21 protein-coding genes are annotated in these 20,408 nt (G+C 29.2%); 7 read left to right on the top strand and 14 right to left on the bottom strand.

The window, feature by feature from the left end; translation table 11 throughout:
- Positions 1–20 precede the first annotated feature (20 nt).
- Genes CVOLT_RS00195 through CVOLT_RS00180 form a run of 4 tightly spaced genes read left to right on the top strand, consistent with a single transcriptional unit; the run spans position 21 to position 3,739 of the window.
- Entirely contained in the window at positions 21–857 is an 837-nt protein-coding gene (locus tag CVOLT_RS00195; RefSeq protein WP_039664909.1) for a metal ABC transporter solute-binding protein, Zn/Mn family, read from the top strand.
- Positions 854–2,182 carry a HoxN/HupN/NixA family nickel/cobalt transporter gene (locus CVOLT_RS00190; RefSeq protein ID WP_039664908.1) on the top strand — a complete coding sequence of 443 codons (1,329 nt, stop codon included), beginning with the start codon at positions 854–856 and terminating at the stop codon, positions 2,180–2,182. Before CVOLT_RS00195 ends, CVOLT_RS00190 begins: the two co-directional genes overlap by 4 nt.
- The gene (locus CVOLT_RS00185; RefSeq protein WP_039664907.1) at positions 2,182–2,931 is read left to right on the top strand and encodes a cation ABC transporter, ATP-binding protein; all 750 of its coding nucleotides are present in this window, start codon (positions 2,182–2,184) and stop codon (positions 2,929–2,931) included. Before CVOLT_RS00190 ends, CVOLT_RS00185 begins: the two co-directional genes overlap by 1 nt.
- Positions 2,924–3,739 (top strand): cation ABC transporter, integral membrane protein, encoded by an 816-nt coding sequence (locus tag CVOLT_RS00180; RefSeq protein ID WP_039664906.1) that lies wholly within the window; start codon positions 2,924–2,926, stop codon positions 3,737–3,739. The genes CVOLT_RS00185 and CVOLT_RS00180 overlap by 8 nt, the downstream gene beginning before the upstream one ends.
- On the opposite strand, the gene CVOLT_RS00175 is transcribed toward CVOLT_RS00180, so the two are convergent.
- The 11 genes from CVOLT_RS00175 to purB form a co-directional block, all read right to left on the bottom strand.
- Positions 3,716–4,615, bottom strand: a complete 900-nt coding sequence (locus CVOLT_RS00175) for a DNA ligase (protein ID WP_052243137.1) — start codon at positions 4,613–4,615, stop codon at positions 3,716–3,718. The two genes, CVOLT_RS00180 and CVOLT_RS00175, sit on opposite strands and share 24 nt — an antisense overlap.
- Positions 4,593–4,946 (bottom strand): 50S ribosomal protein L20, encoded by a 354-nt coding sequence (gene rplT, locus CVOLT_RS00170; RefSeq protein ID WP_039617097.1) that lies wholly within the window; start codon positions 4,944–4,946, stop codon positions 4,593–4,595. Before rplT ends, CVOLT_RS00175 begins: the two co-directional genes overlap by 23 nt.
- 99 nt (positions 4,947–5,045) lie before the next feature.
- Positions 5,046–5,237: a 50S ribosomal protein L35 gene (gene rpmI, locus CVOLT_RS00165; RefSeq protein ID WP_002777995.1), complete on the bottom strand. Its 192-nt coding sequence runs from the start codon at positions 5,235–5,237 to the stop codon at positions 5,046–5,048.
- Between the two features lie 78 nt (positions 5,238–5,315).
- Positions 5,316–6,413, bottom strand: a complete 1,098-nt coding sequence (locus CVOLT_RS00160) for a DNA adenine methylase (protein ID WP_390621663.1) — start codon at positions 6,411–6,413, stop codon at positions 5,316–5,318.
- On the bottom strand, positions 6,413–7,126 hold the full coding sequence (locus CVOLT_RS00155; protein ID WP_039664905.1) for an EcoRI family type II restriction endonuclease: 714 nt from the start codon (positions 7,124–7,126) through the stop codon (positions 6,413–6,415). Before CVOLT_RS00155 ends, CVOLT_RS00160 begins: the two co-directional genes overlap by 1 nt.
- A 3-nt stretch (positions 7,127–7,129) precedes the next feature.
- Positions 7,130–7,651, bottom strand: a complete 522-nt coding sequence (infC, locus tag CVOLT_RS00150; RefSeq protein ID WP_039664904.1) for a translation initiation factor IF-3 — start codon at positions 7,649–7,651, stop codon at positions 7,130–7,132.
- Positions 7,648–9,459: a threonine--tRNA ligase gene (gene thrS, locus CVOLT_RS00145; RefSeq protein WP_039664903.1), complete on the bottom strand. Its 1,812-nt coding sequence runs from the start codon at positions 9,457–9,459 to the stop codon at positions 7,648–7,650. Before thrS ends, infC begins: the two co-directional genes overlap by 4 nt.
- A gap of 106 nt (positions 9,460–9,565) precedes the next feature.
- On the bottom strand, positions 9,566–10,366 hold the full coding sequence (locus CVOLT_RS00140; RefSeq protein ID WP_039666206.1) for an undecaprenyl-diphosphate phosphatase: 801 nt from the start codon (positions 10,364–10,366) through the stop codon (positions 9,566–9,568).
- A gap of 2 nt (positions 10,367–10,368) precedes the next feature.
- Positions 10,369–12,354 (bottom strand): OPT family oligopeptide transporter, encoded by a 1,986-nt coding sequence (locus CVOLT_RS00135; RefSeq protein WP_039666205.1) that lies wholly within the window; start codon positions 12,352–12,354, stop codon positions 10,369–10,371.
- Positions 12,355–12,370: 16 nt separating this feature from the next.
- Positions 12,371–14,740: an aerobic ribonucleoside-diphosphate reductase Ia, B1 protein subunit NrdA gene (locus tag CVOLT_RS00130; protein WP_039664902.1), complete on the bottom strand. Its 2,370-nt coding sequence runs from the start codon at positions 14,738–14,740 to the stop codon at positions 12,371–12,373.
- 14 nt (positions 14,741–14,754) lie between these two features.
- On the bottom strand, positions 14,755–16,083 hold the full coding sequence (gene purB, locus CVOLT_RS00125) for an adenylosuccinate lyase (RefSeq protein WP_039664901.1): 1,329 nt from the start codon (positions 16,081–16,083) through the stop codon (positions 14,755–14,757).
- 90 nt (positions 16,084–16,173) lie between these two features.
- Between purB and CVOLT_RS00120 the strand changes: the two genes are divergently transcribed.
- From CVOLT_RS00120 to CVOLT_RS08095, 3 genes are all read left to right on the top strand, one after another.
- Positions 16,174–17,064 carry an RluA family pseudouridine synthase gene (locus CVOLT_RS00120; protein ID WP_039664900.1) on the top strand — a complete coding sequence of 297 codons (891 nt, stop codon included), beginning with the start codon at positions 16,174–16,176 and terminating at the stop codon, positions 17,062–17,064.
- A gap of 16 nt (positions 17,065–17,080) precedes the next feature.
- Complete coding sequence (locus CVOLT_RS00115; protein ID WP_039664899.1) at positions 17,081–17,425, top strand: hypothetical protein; 345 nt, start codon at positions 17,081–17,083, stop codon at positions 17,423–17,425.
- 584 nt (positions 17,426–18,009) lie between these two features.
- Positions 18,010–18,135 (top strand): hypothetical protein, encoded by a 126-nt coding sequence (locus CVOLT_RS08095; protein WP_256375841.1) that lies wholly within the window; start codon positions 18,010–18,012, stop codon positions 18,133–18,135.
- 97 nt (positions 18,136–18,232) lie between these two features.
- Here CVOLT_RS08095 and CVOLT_RS00110 read toward each other — a convergent pair whose 3' ends face one another.
- From CVOLT_RS00110 to rlmN, 3 genes are read right to left on the bottom strand one after another with little or no spacing between them, the layout of a single operon-like run.
- A complete protein-coding gene (locus CVOLT_RS00110) occupies positions 18,233–19,252 on the bottom strand; it encodes a radical SAM domain-containing protein (protein ID WP_039664898.1) in 1,020 nt (339 codons plus the stop codon).
- Entirely contained in the window at positions 19,242–19,352 is a 111-nt protein-coding gene (locus CVOLT_RS07980; protein ID WP_229238062.1) for a hypothetical protein, read from the bottom strand. Before CVOLT_RS07980 ends, CVOLT_RS00110 begins: the two co-directional genes overlap by 11 nt.
- Positions 19,349–20,404 carry a dual-specificity RNA methyltransferase RlmN gene (rlmN, locus tag CVOLT_RS00105; RefSeq protein ID WP_039664897.1) on the bottom strand — a complete coding sequence of 352 codons (1,056 nt, stop codon included), beginning with the start codon at positions 20,402–20,404 and terminating at the stop codon, positions 19,349–19,351. The genes CVOLT_RS07980 and rlmN overlap by 4 nt, the downstream gene beginning before the upstream one ends.
- Positions 20,405–20,408 lie beyond the last annotated feature (4 nt).

Below are 20,408 nucleotides of genomic sequence, written 5' to 3'. Positions count from 1 at the left end.
AAATGATACAGGAGTGGATAATGTTAAAAATATTATTATTGTTATTATCATGCGTATTTGCTTTTTCAAAGCCTATTGTGAGTGTTAGCATACCACCTCAAGCATTTTTTGTAGAAAAGATTGCTAAAGATAGTGTAGAAATTAATATTTTGATTTCACCTAATTCTAATGAGCATAATGTAGAATTTAAACCTGCAGTCATTAAAAATCTTGAAAAAAGCAAAATTTATTTTCTTGCTAATTTAGAACTTGAAAAAATCCTAGAAAGCAAATTTAAAAATACACTTAAAAATGTCAAAATTGTTAATATTAATGATGGTATATCATTATTAGAAAATGATGAACATGACCACGATGAACACGAGCATGATAAAAATGATCCTCACACTTGGCTAGATCCTATTTTAGTAAAAACACAAGCACAAAATATCTATAAAGCCCTAAGCCAAACTTTTCCGCAAAATAAAGACTTTTATGCAAAAAATTTAGATGATTTTCTTAAAGAATTAGATGATTTAAATTCAGTAATCAAAACAAACTTACAAGATATCAAACACCGAGAATTTATAGTCTATCATCCTAGCTGGAATTATCTTGCAAAAAGATACAACCTCATCCAAATTCCTGTAGAAATTGACAGAAAAGAGCCAAAAATTCAAGATTTGCAAAAACTAATAAAAATAGCCAAAGAAAAAAACATAAAGGTTATTTTTGTTCAGCCTGGTTTTAGTGAAAATTCGGCTAAGGTATTATCTAAAGAATTAAACGCAAAAATTGTTTTTATCGATCATTTAGCTAAAGATTGGGATAAAGAACTTTTAAAAACCATACAAGCATTAAAAATGGCTTTAGAATGAAAATCATTTTAATACTAGCTTTTATATGCTTTCAAAAAGTATTAAGCTGTGCTTTATGCGCAGCTTATACTCCAACGGCAAATGTAAAATTAGACTTTAACGCAAGTGATAATAACATCAATCAAATTCATGTAACTTGGGAATTTTCGCAAGATTTTGTAAAAATACTGCTTCAAAACTATGATATAAATTATAATGATACTTTAGACAAAGACGAACTTAGTGATATTAAATATACTCTTTTAGATTATATAGAGCCAAGACAATTTTTAATGCAATTTCAATTTTATAATTTAGATGAAAAAATTTACATAGAAAAATTTTCAAACGCTAAATTAATTTCAGATAAAACAAAACTATTTTTTACTTTTGAAGTAAAACTTAACATCCCTATAAAAGAAAATAACACATTTAGCATAAGATTTGAAGATAAGGAAGGATTTTTTAATTTTAAATTTATACCGCAAGATTTTATCACTTTAAATTCAAGCTATTATCTAAGTGCAAATCCCAATTTAAATCTCATATTTTTACAAGTACAAAAAGGCAAAGCACCAAATACAACCTTTGCAAAAATTCAAACCAAGCAAAGTCCAAATTTTATAGATGATCTTTTAAATAAATTACAAATTTTTAACGAAAATATTTTATTGTATATCAAACAACTTCTTCAGCAAGAATTTAATATACAAACATTTTTAATATTATTAATCATATCTTTTGGATATGGCGTTTTTCATGCTAGCGCACCAGGTCATTCTAAAATGCTTACAAGCTCGTATTTTTTAACACACAAAAGCTCATTTTCAAAAATATTTTATTTTGTATTAAAAATAGGCATAGTGCATATAATGAGCGCATTTTTGCTTGTAAGCATTGGCATAATTATGCTTGAGAAATTACTCAAAGATGTCAATATGGCTGGATTTATCTTGACCAAATTTACAAGTTTGCTTATAGTTTTTATAGCTCTTTTTATGTTAAGTAAAAAAATACTCCATAAAAACTCTTGCTCTTGCTCTTGTCACTCACATAAAACAAGTGAATGGGTAGTCATACTAGGAGCTTCTTTGGTGCCTTGCCCTGGGGTTGTATTGCTTTTTATCTTTGCGTATAAATTTAACTTTTTATATGCTTTAAGTTCTGCTATATTTGTGACTTTAGGAATGTGTTTTGTGTTGTTTTTATTTGCTATAGGAGCTAACAAACTCCATCAAAATATAAAAACTACAAAAATAAGAACTTTACTAGAGTATCTAGCTTTGATATTTATGATATTATTTGGATTATTTTTATTTATCAATACTAAAGAAGGTGTATTTTAGTGGAATTATTTCAAATATCTAATTTAAATTTTTCCTATAATGAAGAACTTGTGTTAAAAAATATCAATCTAAGCTATGATAATAATGATTTTTTATCTATAATAGGACCAAATGGTGGTGGAAAATCAACTCTTATAAAACTCATATTTGGACTTTTAAAGAGTAAAAATATAATTGAATTTAAAAATATAAATTTAAATCAAATAGGCTATGTCCCACAAAACACTCTAACTAATACCAATTTTCCAACTAGAGTCTTAGAAGTTGTACTTATGGGAAGGATAAATCATAAAACATTTGGTTTTTATACCAAAAAAGACAAAGAACTAGCCCTAGATGCTCTAAAAAAAGTATCTATGCAAGATTTTTGGGATAAAACTATCAGCTCTTTAAGTAGCGGTCAAAGACAAAGAGTACTCATAGCAAGAGCTTTAGTAGGAGAGTGTAAATTACTTATATTAGATGAGCCTACAGCAAGTGTAGATACTAAAAATGCTATACAAATTTTTGAGCTTTTAAAACAACTTCATCAAAATGGTATGGGCATTATATGCATTAGTCACGATATTAATATAACCTTAGCATATAGTGATAAAATCGCGTATTTAAACAAAGAAATTTTCATACACAAAAACATCAAAGATCCAAATAAAATCAACTATATAAAACACTTATACCAAAACCATTCTCATTTTTGCGATGTTGAAATGAGTTTAAATTCTTGCCTATGTAAGGAATATGATGCTTGAAATTTTAAATTTTAACTTTTTTCAAAATGCTTTATTTTCTTGCGTGCTAGTAAGCGTCGCTTGTGGTTGTATAGGAAGTTTGGTAATGGTAAATAGGCTTATGTCTATGGCTGGTGGCATTACACACGGGGCATTTGGTGGCATTGGAGTGGCATTTTACTTTTCTTTGCCTATTTTGCTTAGCACAAGTTTATTTACTTTGATTTTAGCCTTTATAGTGGCTTATTTAAGCAAACACTATCCAAACAGAAGCGATAGCATCATAGCTGTCATATGGGCATTTGGTATGGCTATAGGAATCATACTTATAGACTTAAGTCCAAAATACAATAACGACTTAATGGCATATTTATTTGGTAATATTTTAACCGTTTCTAATGAAGACATTTGGCTTATGCTTGGTGTAGATATCATTTTTATCATTATTTTATTATGCTTTTATAGACAATTTGAAATTATAAGCTTTGATAGCGAATTTGCTCAAACTAGAGGGATTAACACTAATTTATTTTATTATCTTTTGATTTTTATGATAAGCTTGTGTGTGGTTATTAGCATTAGACTTGTGGGGTTAATTTTAGCTATGGCTTTATTAAGCATACCAAGCTTTATAGCAGAAGGCATTAGTAAAAAACTTGGCTGGATGATGATTTATTCGAGTATTTTGAGTTTATTTTTTTGCTTAAGTGGTTTAATGGTGAGTTATTATTTTAACATTTCAAGTGGCGCTAGTATCATTATGATCTCATGTATTGCTTTTGCTGTATATTTAGGAATTAATGCTTTAAAAATTTTCTCTCGTTCTTAAATAAGTAGCAAATCTTGGAGTGCCATTTTTTGTAAAACCATTGTATTTATAAGTGATGATTGATCCTATAGCAGGAGGATTTATACGATCTTTATCTTTAAAACCTGAACCTATTTTAAAGCTTACTTTTTTACCTTTGATATCTGCTTCGCATAGCAAAGATCCCATTTTGCCTTCAAATTTACCCTTGCCTTCAAAATGCTTTTTTACAACACATTCTGCATCATCAAATGGTTTTAGCTTATAAGCATTATCTGATCTTTTCTTTTCATAAGGCATATTATTTTTTCTTATGATTACACCTTCTGCTTTTTGAGCTATAAGTTCTTGGTAAAATTGCTCTAAATGTTTTTTATCTTTTATGCGGATTTGAGGAATGATTTTTATAAATTTACTAGGATTTTTAGCCAAATACATCCTTAAAACATCAAGTCTAGCTTCTAAAGTACAAGAAGAAATTTTAAATTCTTCACAAGCATTTGGCACATCAAAGACATTATAGGTTACTTTATTCCAAAGGTTTTCATCAGGATTTTCTTGACGCACTAAAGATGAAATTTCTTCAAAAGCATTTCTTTGGATCCAAAGCTCACCATCGAGTTTAAAATTTGGAAAATTTTTTGTAAAAAATTCAGGAAGCTTTATGGTGTTTTTTGCCCTTGTTTGCATATTTTTTCCATCCCAAAGTCCTCTTATACCATCAAGCTTTTCACTCATTAAATAATGGCTTAAATTTTTATCTATAAAAAACTTTTCATCATAAACTTTAAAAAGCAAAATATCTTTTGCAAAAAGAGAATTTAAAGGGAATAGGCAAAGAAAAACAAGGCTTATAAAAAGCCTTGCTATAAGATTAAAGTGCTTTTTTAGCAGCATCTGCGATTTTAGCAAAAGCAGCTGCATCGTTCATCGCTAAATCAGCTAAAATTTTTCTATCAAGCTCAATGCCTGCTTTTTTAAGACCATTTATAAATCTTGAATAACTAATATCATTTAGTCTGCAAGCTGCATTGATACGCACTATCCAAAGACGACGAAAATCGCGTTTTTTGCGGCGTCTATCACGATACGCATAAACCAAACTTCTTTCTAATTGTTCTTTAGCTTTTCTAAAGTGTTTGCGGCGACCACTATAAAAACCACGCGCAAGTTTTAAAACTTTTTTATGTCTGCGGCGTCTTACAACACCTGTTTTTACTCTTGCCATATTTATCCTTTCACAAATTGGCGTTCGTTAAACGAATCTTGCCCTTTTTACAAGGGGAGTTTGAATGACTTTTTGTCAAAAACTAAAATTTAAGTAAGCTTAAATTCCTAACATTTTTTCAACCGCTTTAACATTGGTTGAATGGACATACTTAGCAGTGCGAAGATCACGCATTCTCTTAGCAGGTTTTTTAGTCAAAATGTGGCTTCTAAAAGCTGAGCCTCTTTTGATTTTATTTTTACCTACTTTGAAGCGTTTAACAGCACTTTTAACGCTTTTCATTTTTGGCATGTGTATCCTTTGGATAAATTTTTTCATAAAAGAAAGCTATGATTTTACTATAACTATGCTTTAGGAAAATTAAATTTATTAATACTTCTTTAGCACATAAAGTTGTTCTTGTATATGTATAGAGCGTTTAGAAAGATTTCTACTGGCTCTAAATGCATTGTATTTTTGCTCTAAAATTTCACATTTTCCAAGACTTTGCAAACGCTTTAAAAAACTATCTTTTTTTACAAAACCTTCGCAATTATAAGAAAGTAAAACAATCTTGGCTTTTAAATCATTTATCAGATCAAACAAAGCATCTTCAGCTTTATTTTGCTTGTTAAAAGCACTTCGGTTCCAGTCTTTTGGAATGCCAGAAATTTTAGAAATACCTTTTGGTTTTTTATAATTAGCGATCAAATTTAACATAAAATAATTTGATCCATAAGGATGCTGATTATAAGGAGGATCTAAATATGCTACATCAAAACCATCAAGCTCTTTGGCTAAAACATTTGCATCTTTTTGAAATACTTTAAAATCACAAGCATAATTTGAAAAAATAGGCATTTTTAAAGCAATATCACCTTTAATACGAGTTAGTGCATTTTCCCCTATTCCGCCAAATTTTCCCACGCCATTTTTGTCTTTATAAAAACCTTTAAAAACTCCACTAGTATTTGCATGGACACTAGCTTCATAAATAAGTGGTGCAATGAAGTATTTTTGCATATCACAAGGTAATTTTGAAATATTTTGCCTCATGGTATCTAAATACATCGCATTTTTAAGTGTATAAAATGCTCTTTCTTCTTTTTTAATACTCTCATCATCATTAGGAGCATAGAGCTTGCTGATAAAGCCTTTTTTAAGTGTTAGATTGGAAGTTAAAATTTCATAATATTTTTGTAGTTCTTGTAAAAAATCTGTATTTTGATTGGTCAAATAGCACTCATTAATGATTTTAGAATAATCTTCCAAATCATTTGCTATGATAAAGCTTGCACAAGGCTTCACAAAACGCGAAACTATACCTGAGCCACTAAACACATCACAAAAGCTAAATTTGTCTTTTTTTAGCTCATTTTGTGCAAATTTAAAGCCTTGGTTTAAAAATTCGAGTAAAGATCTTTTATTTCCAAGATAAGTTATGATTTGTTCTTTTAAAAAAGCAGGATTTTCGATTATACAACTCATCAAAAAATATAATACCTTAATGATGTTTCAGCTATTTCTTTCATAATCTCAAACATTTCTTCAACTTTCCACTTTTCTTCTCTAAAATACATACTAACTGGTGAAAAGTAATTATGATCACTGTTTCCATCTGATTTGAAAATATATGTTTTATTCAAATAATAAAATTCATTAAGAACATTAAGTTTTGCCAAAACACTTTTTTGGTCTGAAGCAAAATCGCAACCCCAACCAAAACACACAAAAGGTGTTATTTTTTCATGATTTAACATAGCTTTAATACCTGTTAAATTTTTACCCAACCTTTCTATTGCATTTCCTGTGGCCTGTTTATTTTTACCTTCTTGCAATCTAACATCATTTGTTCCTTGTCGCTTTGCCTCAGCTATTAATAATATTTTTTTTAATCCAGAAAAACTATTCAAAAATAAAACACCGCCATCTGGTTTTATGGAATGATGTATATATGCTGTATCAAATTGGGCCCTAATTTTTGTATTTTTTATACTATCAATCATAAATGATATATCAATCTTTTTCTCTATAGTGAGATAATACTTTTCTTTGGTAAAATTTTCAATATTACCAAATCTATTTTCCAAATATATCTTAGTTTTTTCCATAGCCTCGTTGATATTTAAATCATCATTTTTAGAAACAACATTTTTTGGTTTATGTTGTTCTAAACTATTTCTCAAAGCTTCTCTTGGCATAATTTACTTTTTCTTTTTAGGAGTTACTAACATATTTACATAACGACCTTCGAGTAAAGGTTCTTTGTCTCTATCTGCTATCTCTTCTACCATTTGCCAAATTTTTTCAAGCAAAGCTATGGCTGCTTCTGGAGTACCCATCTCACGACCTTTTAGAAAAACTCTAAATTTAACATGCTTACCTTGTTCTAAAAATTCGCTAGCGTGTTTTACTTTATAATTTATATCATTTTGAGCAATTTTTACAGAAAGTTTAATTTCTTTTACATCAATAACTTTTTGTTTTTTCTTAGCTTCTTTTTGTTTTTTCTCTTGCTGATAGCGAAATTTTCCATAGTCCATTATTTTGCATACTGGTGGTTTTGCATCAGGAGCTATCATCACCAAATCAAGTCCTAGTCTATTTGCTATATCTAAAGCTTCATCTGAACTAATAATGCCATAAACTTTGCCATCATCACCTATACATCTAATCTCATCTGCTTCGATTTCATCATTTAGCAAAACTTCTTTTTCTTTACTCAAAAGCGTACCTCACTTAATTTCTCCTTTGTTAGGGTTATAAATTCATCTAAAGTCAATGTTTTTTGTTCTTTTGCTCTTCTATCTCTTAATGCAACACTTTCATTTGCTACTTCTTCATCACCTAATACAAGTATCATAGGAACATGTGCTTTTTCAGCTAGGCGAATTTTTTTATTTAAACTTTCATTTTTAGCATAAATTTCACTATCAATACCAAGCTCTAAAAGCTGTGTGGCGATTTTTTTTGCATATTCATGATGATTTTGTGAAATTGGCACTATAGCCACTTGAGTTGGTGCGATAAAAAATGGCAACTCGCCACCGCAATGTTCTATTAAAATTCCTATAAATCTTTCAAAAGAACCTAAAATCGCACGATGGAGCATTACAGGTTGCTTTTTTTCATTATTTGCATCAGTATATTCAAGTTCAAAACGATTTGGTAGATTAAAATCTACTTGTATGGTTCCACATTGCCATTTTCTTTTTAGTGCATCTGTTATTTTTATATCTATTTTTGGACCATAAAAAGCTCCACCGCCTTCATCTATGCCATATTTTAAACCCTGCTCATTTAAAGCTTCTTTTAAAGCATTGGTAGCTATGTTCCAAATTTCATCATCACCAATTGCTTTGCTTGGTCTAGTAGAAATTTCCATTTCATAATCAAATTCAAAAGCTTTCATTAAGGTATCAACAAAACTTAAAATTTCTAAAACTTGTTCTTTGATTTGACTTGGCATACAAAAAATATGCGCATCATCTTGAGTGAATTCTCTAACCCTAAAAAGCCCATGCAAAACACCGCTTTTTTCATGTCTATGAACCACACCGTATTCAAAAAATTTCAAAGGTAAATCTCTATAAGATCTCACATCATTTTGATAAACTTTGATATGTCCCACACAATTCATAGGTTTTATGCCATATTCTTGCTCATCAATTTGAGTAAAATACATATTTTCTTTATAATTTGCATAATGTCCGCTTATTTTCCAAGCATCAGCTTTTAAAAGTTCTGGGCCTCTAACTGGCTCATACCCTCTTAATCTATGTGCTTTGTATAATAAATGCTCTAATTTACTTCTTAATTTCGCACCATTGCTAAGCCATATAGGAAGACCGCCTCCTATTTCATCATCAAAAGCAAAAAGTTTCATTTCATTGCCAAGCTTTCTATGATCTCTTTTTTTTGCTTCTTCTATGATTTTTAAATATTCATTTAAACTTTCTTTATCAGCAAATGCCACGCCATAAATTCTAGTAAGCATTTCTCTTTTTTCATCGCCACCTAAATATGCTCCAGCAACTCGTGTTAATTTAAAAAATCTCAAATATGTTGTATTAGGCACATGAGGACCTCTACATAAATCCTCAAAATCGCCTTGTTTATAAACACTTACCTTACCATCTGGAATTCTTAATAAAACTTCTTGTTTTAAATCATCATCTATAAATTTTTCTTTAACTTCTTGTTTTGAAAGTTCATACTTGGTTATATCTAGCTTTAATTGAGCTAGTTCTTTCATTTTCTTTTCTATCTTAGCTAGATCTTCTTCAGAAATTTTACTATTTACTCTAAAATCATAATAAAATCCATCTTCTATAACAGGACCAACAAAAAATTTAGCTTCTGGATATAAGCTTTTAATAGCTTGCGCCATCAAATGCGCACAAGAATGACGAATGACTTCTAAGCTATCTTTAGAATTATCAAAAAAAATCGGAGTTAAATTTGCATTATCTTTACAGCTTTGAGTATCTATCAAAGCACCATTATCTATATATGCGATAATATCTTTTGTCATTTTTACCCTTATCACTCACCTACTTTGTGAGCTTCATTTAAAATTTTAAAGACAATTTTAGCTATGAAAACTTAATATTGTTTTAAATTAAGAATATTTTATGTTTTTAAATACTAGTTTTACTTGTATCTAAAATTCCATTTGCAAAAAGCCATAAAAAGATTAAACCTAAAATTATCCTATAAGTTCCAAATGGTATAAAATTTATCTTACTAATAAGCTTTAAAAAAATTTTAATCACTATAAATGCTGTTATAAATGCTGTTATAAAACCTATTGATAAAGGTATGAAATTATTCATATTGCTTAAAATTTCTGGCTCTTTATAAATACTATAAGAAGTTGCAGCTATCATAGTAGGAATCGCAAGTAAAAATGAAAATTCAGAAGCAATTTTGCGATCAAGTCCTAACAATAACCCCCCAATAATACTAGCACCACTTCTTGAAGTCCCTGGTATGATAGCTAAAGCTTGAGTTAAGCCTATTAAAAAAGCTTGCTTATAGCTCACCTCATCTAAAGAATGTATAGCATAATCTTTTTTTCTATGTTTAAGCTCTATAATGATAAATATAATACCCCCTATAATAAGCATAGTAGCTACCGTATAGCCATTAAATAATTCTTTTAAAAATTTATACATTATAAAGCCCACACCACCTGCTGGTAAAAAACCCACAAATAATTTAAGCCATATGTCTATTTTTTGAACCAGTCTATCTTTAAATATAAAAATCACAGCTAGGATGGATCCAAGCTGGATTATAATGAAAAAACTACGCCAAAAATCATTAATTTGCAAACGCAAAAGTTCTGCTCCTAAGATCATATGACCTGTAGAAGAAACAGGTAAAAATTCAGTCAAACCTTCTATGATTCCTAGGATTAAAGCATAATAATATTCTATATTCATTTTTTAAGCACTCTTTTTATAAAAATAAATATAATCATTGCAAAAACAATTAAACCAATGCTTTCACTATTTTGAAAAGAACTTGTTATCGCAAGTGGATTTTCAATACCATATTTACTCACAGAAAATACCGTTAAACCAGCTATAAGCACACCAAAAATACTTTCTCCTACTATCAATCCTGAAGCAAACAAAATGCCTTTTTGCTCATGTTCTTGCATGAATTCTTTTTTGTGCGCGTTGTTGTGATATTTGTTCTCAAGACGCTTTTTGGTTAAATATGCTATCAAGCCACCTATAAACAAAGGCGTACTTACAACAGGGGGTAAATAAATACCTATACCAACAGCCAAAGGAGGTAAAGACATATTTTTCTTTCTTAATAAACGATCTATGATAATAACACCAATTCCTACAAAAGCTCCTATAATAATATAATTCCAATCTATATTGGCATTGAAAATACCTTGAGCTATGGTATTCATTAAATTTGCTTGTGGTGCTGCTAAAGCATTTGCTGCATCCATATCCTCTCTTGGCATAGCACCTACAAAACCATAAGCTTGATAAAGCAAATTTAAAACAGGAGCTATAGCTAAGGCTCCAAAAAAACATCCTATAATCAAAGAAACTTGTTGTTTCCAAGGAGTAGCTCCTACCAAATAACCTGTTTTTAAATCTTGTAGATTATCATTAGATATAGCTGCAATCGCTAAAATAACACTGGTGGTAAAAATAGCAAAAGCGATTGCAAATTTAGCCATTAAAGGATCGCTAAATAAATTTATTTTATATCCTATTAATAATATAATCAAAGAAGAAACCATGATGGCTATAATGCCTATACCTGATATAGGAGATGAAGAAGATCCAACCAATCCTGCCATATAACCACAAGCTGATGCGACAAAAAATCCTATAAAAACAGCCAACAAAGTCCCCAAAAACGCAAAAAGTACTTGATGAGAGCTAGACAAATTTGAATCAGCCACAAAAGCATAAAAAGATACAAACAAACCAAAAACCATTAATGCAAATAAAATCAACATCACCTTTAAAGATAAATCTGTATCTTTAGAATCTTTATAAGTATTAAAAGATGTTGTTTTGAGTAAATTTTTCATTCCTTCATATACAGGTTTTGCAAGTTCAAGTAAAGTCCATAAAGCTGCTATAGCTATAGCACCTGTACCTATAAGACGCACTTTTTGTGCCCAAATTTGATTAGCTATATCTAAAGCGCTTAAGCTTATATCAAAACTTTCTTTAACAGAAAAATAAGGGACAAATACCGCCCAAGCTAAAATCATCCCTGCAAGCAAAGCTACTCCACCAGCTATTCCTACTAAATACCCAGCCCCTAATAAAGCTACAGAATATCCCATAGATAAGCCAAAAGCCATTTTTTGCCACATAAAAGCAAAACTACTCCCACCTGCAATTAATTTAAATCCACTTGAAAATAAACTCACTATCGATGCTAAAATAGCCCCTAAGCCTATTTCTTTTAAACCAATTTTTCCTTTTTTATCAGCTTGATCTTTATTAGCAACCTTTAAAATTTCAGCCGCAGCGCGTCCTTCAGGATATGCTAATTTACTTTCAACAACCATAGTTTTTCTCAAAGGTATGGTAAAAAGCACCCCTAAACCACCACCGCAAAGACAAAGCATAAAAGTCAGCCATAAAGGAAATTCAAACCAATATCCACACATAAAAAGACCTGGAATAACAAAAATCACCGCTGAAAGCGTTCCTGCGGCAGAAACTTGAGTTTGAACCATATTGTTTTCTAAAATGTTTGAATCTTTAAAGAATTTTAAAACTGCCATTGCAATCACAACAGCAGGAATCGAAGTTGAAAAAGTAAGACCTACCTTAAGCCCCAAATAAACATTTGAGGCTGTAAAAATAACCGTTAAAATACTTCCTAAAATTATACCTCTAAGCGTAAACTCTGGTAATGAATTTTTCCTATACATATTTGCTTCTCCATTTTCACTGACAACCTTCACATTCTATAGAACGATCAGCCACATTAACCTTTTCACTATCTGGACTTTCACTTCTTAAATAATAAGTTGATTTTATACCAAGCTCCCATGCGAGTTGATAAATTTCATTTAAATATCCACCGCTTGCCTTATCTAAAGATACAAAGATATTTAAAGATTGACCTTGATCTATCCATTTACCGCGTATAGCAGCAGCTTTAACTAAAATCTTTTGATCTAATTCATAAGCAGGGGTATAATACTGCCAAGTATCAAGATTTAAATTTGGAACCACAGTAGGGATCATACCACTTAAATTTTGCTCAAACCATTTTCTTTTATACACAGGCTCTATAGTTTGAGTAGTTCCAACCAAAATCGATATAGAAGAAGTTGGTGCTATAGCCATCAAATAACCATTTCTAATACCATCTCTTTTTAGTTTTTCTCTTAATTTTTCCCAATCACACTCGCTTTGAGAAAACAATCCATCACTAATTGTAAGTTTTTTAGCATTTTCATTAGCCACATCTATAGGAACTATACCCTTGCTCCAATTAGAACCTTCAAAATCAGGATATTTTCCTTTTTCTAAAGCCAAATTAGAACTAGCCAAAATGGCTTCATAGCTAATCATTTCCATAATGCGATCTATTCTTTCAAAATGCTCACTAGAACCCCAATGAATTTGCTCTTGTGCTAGCATTTGTGCTTCACCCATTACACCAAGCCCTATAGCACGAGATTTCAAGTTGGTATTTTTTACTTTTAAATGAGGATAAAAATTTAAATCAATCACATTATCAAGCATTCTAATAGCTGTTGGAACAACTCTTTGGATATCTTCTTTTGTATTAATTTTGCTTAAATTTATACTAGCTAGATTACAAACTGCGGTTTTACCTTCGTTTTTAAATTTTTCTACTATATAAACTTTTTTACCATTAATGCTATCTAAGGTAGAAATTTTCTTAGCAAATTTTTTATAACCGCCATCGATGATTATTTCATCTTCTTCATTAAAATTTTCAAAACTACCATCTTCATAAGTAACTTTTATTTGATAGTAATTTGGCTCTGTATTTTGAAAAATTTCTGTACATAAATTTGAACTTCTTATGATCCCACTATGAGCATTTGGATTTGTTTTATTTGCACTATCTTTAAAACACAAAAATGGCAAACCGCTTTCAAAATAACTAAGCAGTATTTTTTTCCAAAGCTCTTTAGCATCAATTATTTCTTTAGCTATGCTTTCATCTTTTTCGTATTCTTCATACTTTCGCTCAAAAGCCTCACCATATAAATCACATAAATCTTGCGTATCAGCTGGATCAAATAAAGTCCATTTTCCATTTTCTTTTACACGCTTCATAAATAAATCATTCACCCATAAAGCCGGAAAAAGTTCATGAGCTCTTCTTCTTTCTTCACCTGAATTTTTACGCAAATCTAAAAAGTCATTTATATCCATATGCCAAGGCTCTATATAAACTGCAATCGCACCTTTTCTAGTACCAAGTTGATCTACTGCTACTGCTATATCATTAGTAATTTTTAAAAATGGTATTATCCCACCAGCTGCATTTTTATGCCCATCTATACTTCCGCCCATAGCACGAACTTTGGACCAATCCCAGCCTATACCACCGCCAAATTTAGACAAAAGTGCCATTTCTTGATAAGAATCAAAAATTCCCTCTATGTTATCAGGAGTACTTCCTATATAACAAGAGCTTAATTGGTGTCTTGTGGTTCTAGCATTAGACAGAGTTGGAGTTGCACACATCACTTCAAATTTAGAGATTAAATCATAAAATTTCTTAGCCCAAGTTTGAGAATCTAACTCATTTTGCGCTAAAAACATAGCAATAGCCATAAACATATGCTGTGGAAGCTCTATGGGATTACCTTTAGAATCTTTAATTAAATATCTATCATATAAAGTTTTAATCCCAAGATAAGTAAATTGCAAATCTCTGTTTGGATCTATATAGGCATTTAAATCATCTAAATCATACTTTTCTTTTAGACCAAGTAAAATTCTACCTTCTTTCTCACCTTTTTCAAAGTATTCTCTTAAATGCTTATACCCACTATACCCACTGACTTTTTTATAAAGATCGTATAAAAACAATCTTGCAGCAACAAAAGTCCAATTAGGCCTATCTATATCTATTTTATCCACAGCTGTTTTTATAAGAGTTTGTTGGATTTCTTCAGTGCTTATACCATCGCGAAATTGAATTTTTGCATCAACTTCAAGCTCACTTTGACTAACATTATCCAAATTTGCTACCGCATCAGTGGTATATTTTTTAATCTTTGACACATCTAATTCTTCTGTGCGTCCATTTCTTTTTAATACCTTCATGTTTCCAACCCCTCTTATTGAAATGTTCTATTAAAAATTTTATCCACATTTTTTGTGTAATAATCATAATTAAAGCATTCTCTTATATCTGCTTCGTTTAAAGATTTTTTAAGATCCTCATCGTTTAATAGCGCTATCAAAAACAAACTCTCGCCTTTTTCGTTTAAAGCTGACTTACCATTTTGCAAATCTTGCCAAACTTTCATTGCGTTTTTTTGAACTATTTTATAAGCATCTTCCCTGCTAATACCCTTTAATGGTAACTCAAGCAATACTCTTTGAGAAAATACAAGGCCCCCTGTTAAATTTAAATTTTTCATCATATTTTCTGGATATACAAGTAATTTTTCTATCACTCCGCAAAGTCTTGATAACATAAAATCAGTAGTTACAAAAGCGTCTGGCAAGATAAATCTTTCAACACTAGAATGAGATATATCTCTTTCATGCCATAAAGCTACATTTTCCAAAGCTGGAGTTACATAAGATCTTATAATCCTACAAAGTCCTGTTATATTTTCACTTAAAACTGGATTTCTCTTATGCGGCATAGCAGAGCTTCCTTTTTGTCCGCTTGAAAAATATTCTTCGGCTTCATAAACTTCAGTCCTTTGAAAATGGCGAATCGCTACAGCAATTTGTTCACAACTTGAAGCTAATATGGCTAATGCTGAAATCACTTGGGCATATCTGTCTCTTTGTATGATTTGATTAGAAACTAAAGCGGGTTTAAGACCTAAATTTTTGCAAACTTCTTCTTCAAATTCAAGCGGCGCGTGAGCAAAATTTCCCATAGCCCCGCTAATTTTACCATGGCTGATAACTTCTTTAGCGTGGATGATTAAATCCTTAGCATGTATCAAAGAATCATACCAAATAGCCATTACCAAACCAAAAGTTATAGGCTCTCCATGAATTCCATGGCTTCTTCCAACCATAAGAGTATTTTTATGCTCATAAGCTCTAGTTTTAATAACTTTTAAAAGCTCATCCAAATCTTGTAGTATTAATTCTAAACTTTCTTTAATCTGCAAAGCCACAGCTGTATCGATACAATCTGAACTTGTCATCGCATAATGCACAAAACGACTTTCATCCCCTAAATTTTCACTGATATTAGTTAAAAAAGCTATAACATCGTGCTTGGTGGTTTTTTCTATCTCGTTAATTCTTGCTATGTCAAATTTTGCGTTTTTTAGGATTTTTTCACAATCTTCATCATTAATAAGCCCAAGTTTATTCCAAGCTTTTACTGCGGCTAATTCTACTTTTAACCAAGCATCGTATTTTGCTTGAATATCCCATTTTTTAGCCATAGCTTCCCTGCTATATCTTTCGACCATTTTAAGACCTTTTTTTGTATAATATAAATAAATACTTTTTTATAAAAAAGTATTTATTTTATCTAACTTTATTTTACACTAGGATTAAAATTGCCTTATATAAAAATTAAACTTTCAAATAATGGAAAAAAAGCTTTTAGAGTGCTTATGGATGAACTAAAAATTTCTATAAATGAAGCTCAAAAAATCATAGATAAAAAAAGACTTTTTTGCAATGGAAATTTAGTAGAAGAAAAAAATAAAATTTTAGATGGATTAATAGAATTGATAACATATGAAAACAACCCCAAAGGCATAGATATAGTATATGAAAATGATGATTTTGCAGTAGTTGAAAAACCAAGCGGAGTTTTAACCCACCCAAATGGAAGAAATTGCACATATAGCCTTTGTGATGAAATTTGGCACTTATGGGGAGAAAAAGCTTGTGTGACTCATAGACTAGATAAAGAAACTAGCGGACTTATACTCATAGCAAAAAATAAAAAATCTCAAATAGAATTTAAAACTATGTTTGAAAAAAGACTTATAGAAAAAAACTATATAGCTTTAGTGAATGGTAAAACACAACCATTTTTTACAGTAAATGAAAGTATGAGTTTAGAAAAAAACTATAACAACATCAAAACTAGAATGTGTATAGACATAAATGGGAAAAATGCTATTACGCATTTTGAAACATTAGAATATATAGAACACTTAAATGCTAGTTTAATTTTAGCAAAACCTTTAACAGGAAGACAACATCAAATTCGCCTTCATTTGTTTCATGTGAAACATAAAATTTTTGGAGAACCTTTATATGGCTTAGAAAAAAAAGATATAGAAAAAATCTTGGATAATAAACTAAATGAAAAAGAAAGGGCGAAAATAACAGGGGCTAAGAGATTGCTTTTGCATTCTCATAGCTTGAAATTTAGTTATAATAATGAAAATTATTTCATAAAATCAAAAAAAGATATAAAAGAAGAATTTTTTTAAAAAACAGGAATTTTTAATGGCTAAACAAAAAAGTGATAACAATTTAATAAATATATACACAAAAACTAGAGATATTATGGGGCGGGGTATAAGCAAGCTTAATATAGGATATTATTGCTCAACCCAAATAGGAGATACAATATTAAGTCTTAAAATGCTTTATTCTATTAAGCATATTTATAATGCCAAAATTATTATTTTTATAGAAAATCACAATCTAAAAAATCTTTTAAACTTAAATTTTATTGATCAAATACAATTAATAAATAAAAACAATATAATACAAAAAATCAATAATCATAAATTAGATTACCTTATAAGCTATATTTCAACATATTCGACAATACAATTATTAGAATAAACAAATGCTAAAAAATTATAATAAAAGCAAAATTAAAAGCATATTATCTATGAAATGCAAAGTTGTATTTTAATATATTAAAAAGAATACACAACAATAAAAATATTGAAGATTTGATGCTATATTATGCAAGAAAAATACAACCAAAAATATTTGTAAAAAAATTAAAATTTATATTTTGATATTAGCATACAAACGACGCAAAGAAATAAAAATTTAATAAATAAATTTTTATATAACAAGAATTAATAATTTTATCATTATCAATCCATTTAGCATATATACTAAATTTAATTTAAATATATTTTTATATTTTGATCTGATTCAAAAAATATTAAATACTAAAAATATAAGTATAGTTATTCCAACTTATAATAGGATTTATAAATATTTTATAGAAAAAATTACAGAATTTGATTCAAAACTTTTGACAAAAATATTTATTTTTCAAAATAACAACGATATTTTAAATCTTGTAGAATTAATATCTAAATCAAAATGTGTAATCAGTCCTTCAACGGGAGTTATACATATAGCAAGCAATTTAAAAATTTCTAGCATAAAACTATATTCAAAAAAATAGTATGTATTGGTCAACATATAATAAAGATTATGTTTTTATTGATGCAATACATAATAAATTTTCACGCAATGATGCAGATAAAATCATATCTGATGTTATAAATAAATTGCAAAAATATATAAGCTAGAAAAACTTATATATTTTTTATTAATTTTAAGATATTCCAAAAATTAACGAACTACTAAAAGAAATATAGATATCACAAAAAAACATAAATTTGCATATTAATCTTTTTCTAATTTCAAAACTTTATCTGTTTGTATTGCTATTGGAATTTTTTTATTTGGCTTGCTAAAATCTCTACAATAATCACAAGATTTATAAAAATTTTGTGTATAAAATTCTAAAATTCTTTCTCTATCATCGTCTAAATTTATAAAATCTCCGTTAAATTCATCTAAACCTTTAAGTCTTGATAAAGAACTAGAAATAGGACATACAAAAATAGCTCCATTTGGTGCTAAAGATTTATTTTCTAATCCTTGCGAAGTCATTAAACTAACACAAGGCATTTGACAATTTAAATAATTTTTTATTATCTCTTCTTTGTTTCTATTGCGCTTGTAAATTCGTTCTGGATCGCTCCAAGTGGCATTTTCTCCACTAGAATCCATAGAATATGGAATTTTATGAAATTTTAATTTATTAATTATACTCTCTTGCTTTAATGGAATTTTTAAATTTGGAGATTTAGTATAATCAGATATTGTTATTTTTCTAGCTTTTTTTGATTTTTTTAATTTATCAATTAATTCATCTTTAAAATCTATGGTCGCATTTGTTACCAAATTAAAAGTTAAAATCTTTTTTTGACCATCTAAATATTCTATTAATTTTGGTAAATCTTTAAACATAAGCGGTTCTCCACCTATAATTCTAACTCTAGCTATGCTATCTACTTTAGATAATAAAAGCTCTAAAGAACTAACAAGTCCTTCTAAAGTACAAGTATACTGATTTGATGGAGAAAAATATTGCATTAAATTATTGCAAGATTCGCATCTTAAAGTACATTTTGTAGTTAAAACTAATTCTAAATATGGTATATCTATTTTGCCATTTCTCACTCTCTTTTCAAAATATTTTTTCAAAAAGAATTTTTTCATAAATTCAGCATAAGGAACTCTAAAAATTCTAACAAACCCTCTTTTTCCAGCTAAATAAGAATAATACCAAGATATATTTGCCTTGATATATCTTTTTTGAAATAATTCATTATTTATCAAATCTTGTTTATTTATCATCATTTTTTCCTTCATTTTTCAATACATAAATAATTCCACCAATACTCACTATAACAACTATAGCAATAAATATAATTTGTATAATATCCAAAAGTGTCATGATAACCTTTCTTTTAATTGTCCACAAGCTGCTGATATATCAAGTCCTTTGCTTTCTCTTATAGTACAAGTAACACCTTTTGCGCTTAAATAATCTTGAAATTTAACAGCGTTTTCAATGCTTGGTCTTTTATATTCACTACCTTCGTGTGGATTAAAAAGTATTAAATTTACCTTAGCTTTTATACCATTTAAAAGCTTTACCAATTCTTTTGCATGCTCTATTTTATCATTCAAACCATCTATTAAAAGATATTCAAATAAAACTCTTTTTCTTTGATCTATAGGAAAAGCTCTAACAGCATCCATAATACTAGCTATATTATATGCCTTATTTATAGGCATAAGCTTAGTTCTAAGCTCATCATTTACAGCATGTAGCGAAATAGCTAAAAGAACGCCTAAATTCATATTTCCAAGTTCGATTATTTGTTTTGCCAATCCACTAGTACTTATAGTTTGTCTTCTAGGGCTTATAGCTAATGCATCATTATCAGCTAAAATTTTTACAGCTTTTGATACATTTTTAAGATTATCAAGTGGCTCTCCCATACCCATATAGACTATATTTACTCTTCTTTCATAAGGGATATTATTGTGCTTTTTTATCCATAAAATTTGTCCTACTATCTCACCAGCACTTAAATTTCTTTTTAAACCACCTTTAGCTGTCAAACAAAAACTACAGCCACTCTTGCAACCCACTTGAGATGAAACACATATGGTATATCTAGCATGTTTAATTATTTTTCCATTCTCATCTATAAGCTCTTTTTTCATGGGAAGTAAAACTGATTCTATCTTCATACCATCTAAAAGTTCAAAAAGATATTTTATACTACCATCTTTACTTTCTTCACTTTTTATACATTTTAATGGAGAAAAATGATAAGTGTTATTCAATTCTTCTCTCAAATTTTTTGGCAAAGAAGACATTTGCAAAAAATCATTTGCATTTTTCTTGTAAATCCATTCGAAAATTTGTTTTACCCTAAAATTTGGTTTTATTATTTCGTATAATTCTTCCTTTGTATAATCTAAAATATTTATCAATCTA

Origin of the sequence: Campylobacter volucris, from assembly GCF_008245045.1 — a bacterium.
Taxonomy (GTDB): Bacteria; Campylobacterota; Campylobacteria; order Campylobacterales; family Campylobacteraceae; genus Campylobacter_D; species Campylobacter_D volucris.
Note: the sequence above shows the minus strand (reverse complement) of the source record. Positions and strands in the feature narration are given on the sequence as shown.

What these genes read in the sequence shown, in the direction of transcription:
- CVOLT_RS00135 (WP_039666205.1), bottom strand. Translation starts at nt 12,354, where the DNA reads ATGTATAGGAAAAATTCATTACCAGAGTTTACGCTTAGAGGTATAATT.
- CVOLT_RS00155 (WP_039664905.1), bottom strand. Translation starts at nt 7,126, where the DNA reads ATGCCAAGAGAAGCTTTGAGAAATAGTTTAGAACAACATAAACCAAAA.
- CVOLT_RS00195 (WP_039664909.1), top strand. Translation starts at nt 21, where the DNA reads ATGTTAAAAATATTATTATTGTTATTATCATGCGTATTTGCTTTTTCA.
- CVOLT_RS07980 (WP_229238062.1), bottom strand. Translation starts at nt 19,352, where the DNA reads ATGACACTTTTGGATATTATACAAATTATATTTATTGCTATAGTTGTT.
- rplT (WP_039617097.1), bottom strand. Translation starts at nt 4,946, where the DNA reads ATGGCAAGAGTAAAAACAGGTGTTGTAAGACGCCGCAGACATAAAAAA.
- CVOLT_RS00180 (WP_039664906.1), top strand. Translation starts at nt 2,924, where the DNA reads ATGCTTGAAATTTTAAATTTTAACTTTTTTCAAAATGCTTTATTTTCT.
- CVOLT_RS00110 (WP_039664898.1), bottom strand. Translation starts at nt 19,252, where the DNA reads ATGATAAATAAACAAGATTTGATAAATAATGAATTATTTCAAAAAAGA.
- thrS (WP_039664903.1), bottom strand. Translation starts at nt 9,459, where the DNA reads ATGACAAAAGATATTATCGCATATATAGATAATGGTGCTTTGATAGAT.
- CVOLT_RS00190 (WP_039664908.1), top strand. Translation starts at nt 854, where the DNA reads ATGAAAATCATTTTAATACTAGCTTTTATATGCTTTCAAAAAGTATTA.
- CVOLT_RS00160 (WP_390621663.1), bottom strand. Translation starts at nt 6,413, where the DNA reads ATGAGTTGTATAATCGAAAATCCTGCTTTTTTAAAAGAACAAATCATA.
- CVOLT_RS00130 (WP_039664902.1), bottom strand. Translation starts at nt 14,740, where the DNA reads ATGAAGGTATTAAAAAGAAATGGACGCACAGAAGAATTAGATGTGTCA.
- purB (WP_039664901.1), bottom strand. Translation starts at nt 16,083, where the DNA reads ATGGTCGAAAGATATAGCAGGGAAGCTATGGCTAAAAAATGGGATATT.
- rpmI (WP_002777995.1), bottom strand. Translation starts at nt 5,237, where the DNA reads ATGCCAAAAATGAAAAGCGTTAAAAGTGCTGTTAAACGCTTCAAAGTA.
- CVOLT_RS00115 (WP_039664899.1), top strand. Translation starts at nt 17,081, where the DNA reads ATGGCTAAACAAAAAAGTGATAACAATTTAATAAATATATACACAAAA.
- CVOLT_RS00175 (WP_052243137.1), bottom strand. Translation starts at nt 4,615, where the DNA reads ATGCTGCTAAAAAAGCACTTTAATCTTATAGCAAGGCTTTTTATAAGC.
- CVOLT_RS08095 (WP_256375841.1), top strand. Translation starts at nt 18,010, where the DNA reads ATGTATTGGTCAACATATAATAAAGATTATGTTTTTATTGATGCAATA.